Here is a 3,716-nt window from a genome sequence, read left to right on the forward strand (position 1 = left end):
AGTTCGTTATCAGTCAGGATATTAAAATATCATCCGGATTTCCTGTTGCCTTGATGTCATCCCCCACTGAATATAGTACCATGAAGGAAATAATTTCGCGTCCTGAAAATTTTTTTCAAAATACATTTGTTTTGAGAGCCCTCTACAACCAGATGAATTCGGGTGTCGGTGATTACCGGACTGATCCGATGTTTAGATCACTTGTTTCTTCGGCAAAACAGCATATGTCTTTTAATCAAACCGGTAAGGATGATATTCAAATATCCTATCAGGGACCGGATATGGGTATTGGACATTCAATGGTCGGCTTTTATTCAGTACGGTTAATACAAAATGCAACGATAGGAATTAGACGCAGCAAAGCCGAAAATTTTCAGAAACCGGTCCTGGCAGAAGAAATCAAAACAAAAGAGCAGAGAATATTATGGCAGACCGAGAGGTTTTGGCCGGCTGTTATAATAGCGATCCTCTCCCTTTTGGTCGTTTTAATTTTATGCGGAGTGCTTGAATACAGGGATTCGTCTTTTAAATCGGAACGGCAGATGGCAAGATATTTAAACCTGCCTATGCTGGGTTCGATCCCGGATCTGAACAGAGTATACTCGGCCATGGAGAAATGATCCCAGCTGCAGTCAATGCATATTGGGGTAAAACCGGTTCTGCTGATCCGACGTTATGTCGGGTCGTTCGTAAGAAAAGAAGGTCTATTATGAAGGTTTTTATTTTATCCTTAAACAAAATGCTTCGAATAAATTCAAAGTCGCCCTTTTCTCTTTTTATCTGTGTGCTGCTGTTTGCTGCCCATGCTTCATATGCGCTTGCGGCAAACGTCATTTTAGGCTGGGATCCAAATCCGGAATCTGTGCAAGGATATAGAGTTTTCAGCCGTCCGGCAGAAAGCACCTATGATTATGCAAATCCGGTTGCTGAAGTATTGTCCTCCACCTGCACACCGGAAATGTGCATCGGTGAGGTTGTGGTTCCCGATGGTGTAAACACCTACTTTGTCGTGAGAGCTTATAACAGCTCAGATATTGAAAGCGCTGATTCCCGAGAAGTCCTTTTCAGTGCTCCGGCTCCGCCTGAAACGCCTGAAACGCCTGAAACTCCTGAACCGCCAGGAACACCTGAAACACCTGAACCGCCAGGAACACCTGAAACACCGTTACCGGGAACTCCTCCCCTCGAAGATCTCGACACTGCAAGTGATACCAAAACAGATCAGTCAGAGCCTGCACCGGATACGGAGAAAGCCGTGGATATAGAATATCGTCAGCCGTCGGCGGAGGTTTTTAATGAAGATTTTGTGCATCAGGATTGGCTTTACATACACTGGATCGAATATATACTGGCCAGTGGAGAAGCCAGGGTCGCCTTAGGGGATATTGATGGTGATCGTAAAGATGAAATCATCATCGGCCTTGGGCCGGATCGGGATCCTTCCATTCCAGGCGGATCATTTCAGATTTTGGACCATGATTATTCCCATCTCGCCTGGGGCCGGATAACCTGGTCGGAATATAACGAAACCAATGGAGAGGGATATCCTGCATGTGGAGATATAGACGGTGATGGGGACGATGAAATCTTTATGGGATTGGGAAACGGAGGCCTCGGGCAGGTAGAAATTTTTGATTTTCAGGGAGGGAATGTTGTTCATAAAGACTGGGTGAAAGTTGATTGGCCTGAATACAATCAGCTTATAGGGCAGACTCGTCCTGCATGCGGTGATATTGATAATGATGATAAAGATGAAATAATAATCGGTTTGGGATCCGATGGCTCTGATCCGGAAATACCGGCCGGATTATTTCAGGTGCTGGATGACAACTATTCTTATCTGGCCTGGGGAGAGATAGACTGGCCGTCTTATAATGAAACGAACGGAGAAAGCTTTCCAAGCACCGGCAACCTCAATGGAGATGGAAAGAAAATGATTGTGGTGGGCCTAGGTGCAGGAGGAGAAGGCCGGGTAGAAACCTTCCAATTCCAGGACGGCATCGTCTCTCATAGCAACTGGGTAACGGTAGACTGGGAAGATTATAATCGGACGGTTGGTGAAACAAGGCCTGTTTGCGGAGATATTGATGGTGATGGGAAAGATGAAATCATTGTTGGACTCGGTTCCAGCCAGGGTGACCCTGAAGTTCCCGGCGGCCGTTTTCCGATTATAGACGATAATTACACCCTTCTGGCATGGTCAGAAATTGACTGGCCGGATTACAATACAGGAAATGGTGAAAGCTATCCTGCAAGCGGCGATACAGATGCAGATGAAAAAGATGAGATTGTCATCGGATTGGGCATTCGAAGTGCTTATGCTTCCGACGGCTTGGATTCTTTGAGCGCAGATCCGGCAGGCAAACCTTCAGGCGACAGCGGGGGAGGCTGTTTTATTCTGAGCGCAGCGGCTTTAGAATAATAAAATGACGGTCCCATGCCTGATCGGATTCAGATTGTACTTTCCAGCGCGCACTTTTCAAAGGAACAGCTCGCCCATTCCGGATTATTCTATTTTTCTTTGAGCACTCCTATGAAAACCAAAGTCAGTGCGATGGCGATAAGTGCAAGATTGTTCGATGCTCGAGAAAATGCTTCCGGACTAGGCCCTACAATCCCCATAATCGTGAAGCTTCCTCCTATCAGAGTAACTATTGCAGCGAGTACAAAGCTTAATATTGAAAGACCGATTAATACAATCACGATATTCCGCATAGTCATTCCTCCTTTTTTGAATTGAGTGAAGTAAAAAAGCGAATCGATACTTTAATCGTAAATCTTTCCATATGGTAAATCTTCTTGCATTTTCAATTTTGTCAGTCAATTGGCATTGTCTGGTATTATTGTTTGGTCTTCTATCTTCTTTCCGCCTTGTTTGAGGGAGAACCGGCATTAAATCTTATAAAGATCATTCTATGTTTCTTCGCGTTTCTTGCCGGTTTTTGAAAAGTAGGCCACCAATATGTTCATTTTTTCCTTCCGGAACTCATTCGGCTGAGCACTTAAACGGTAGGAAATGGGCAAGACCGCGCTTTACTGACTGCATTCTATAATAGAGCGGCAATAATGTGTCAAATACAAAACATTTGATATTTCAAAAGAGTCCTGACCGGTATTAGTGAATTATTTAATGCCCAGAGAAGGTGACTCTCCTGTCAGGTCATATGCTGGATTTATTCAAAATAATCAAGCAGGTCAACCGGAACCATGTCTTTATTAACCTCAAAAAATTCAACCAGGATGTCATCCGGTGCAGGCACCATGATATACCTCATATACCCCAGATCTGTAATCCCTTTGGTGAATTGTACGCCTTTTTCTTTCATTTCGGAAACATGCTTTTCAATATTATCGGTTTGGATGCCGAAGTGGTGAATATTGCCCCGGCCTGAATATTTGGGGGGCTGGTCGTAGAAATGCAGACGTCCTTTGCCGATTTTCATAAAAACATTTCTGGCTCCCGCAACTTCCATGTCGAGAATAATCTTACCGCCGAATATTTCAGCATAAAACGTAATGCTTTTATCCAAATCAGATGCAAAAATATGAACATGATGAATGTGGTTCATGGTTTTCTCCTTTTATATAAGATGATATTGTTACTGAAACCCTTTCCTGATGACAGCCCTAAACTTGATAACCATAACCGGTTCCTCGCCTGAAAACTTTCCGAAAAGGTATAGATAAACAATATCCTTTTTTTCATCGACATGAAT

Annotated in this window: 3 protein-coding genes; 2 read left to right on the plus strand and 1 reads right to left on the minus strand. The window is 43.8% G+C overall.

The features are described from left to right. Both KKA81_03020 and KKA81_03025 read left to right on the plus strand, forming a co-directional pair. Positions 1 to 620: hypothetical protein (locus KKA81_03020; GenBank protein MBU2649883.1), on the plus strand; the 620-nt coding region annotated here is incomplete at its 5' end. Positions 621 to 862: 242 nt separating this feature from the next. Beyond that, positions 863 to 2,422, plus strand: a complete 1,560-nt coding sequence (locus tag KKA81_03025; protein MBU2649884.1) for a hypothetical protein — start codon at positions 863 to 865, stop codon at positions 2,420 to 2,422. Positions 2,423 to 3,173: 751 nt separating this feature from the next. Here the strand turns inward: KKA81_03025 and KKA81_03030 are convergent. Continuing rightward, a complete protein-coding gene (locus KKA81_03030; GenBank protein MBU2649885.1) occupies positions 3,174 to 3,569 on the minus strand; it encodes a VOC family protein in 396 nt (131 codons plus the stop codon). Positions 3,570 to 3,716 lie beyond the last annotated feature (147 nt).

The sequence above is a fragment of the Bacteroidota bacterium genome (genome assembly GCA_018831055.1).
Taxonomy (GTDB): domain Bacteria; phylum Bacteroidota; class Bacteroidia; order Bacteroidales; family B18-G4; genus M55B132.

Coding starts and splice junctions, on each gene's coding strand:
- KKA81_03030 (MBU2649885.1), bottom strand. CDS start 3,569: ATGAACCACATTCATCATGTTCATATTTTTGCATCTGATTTGGATAAA.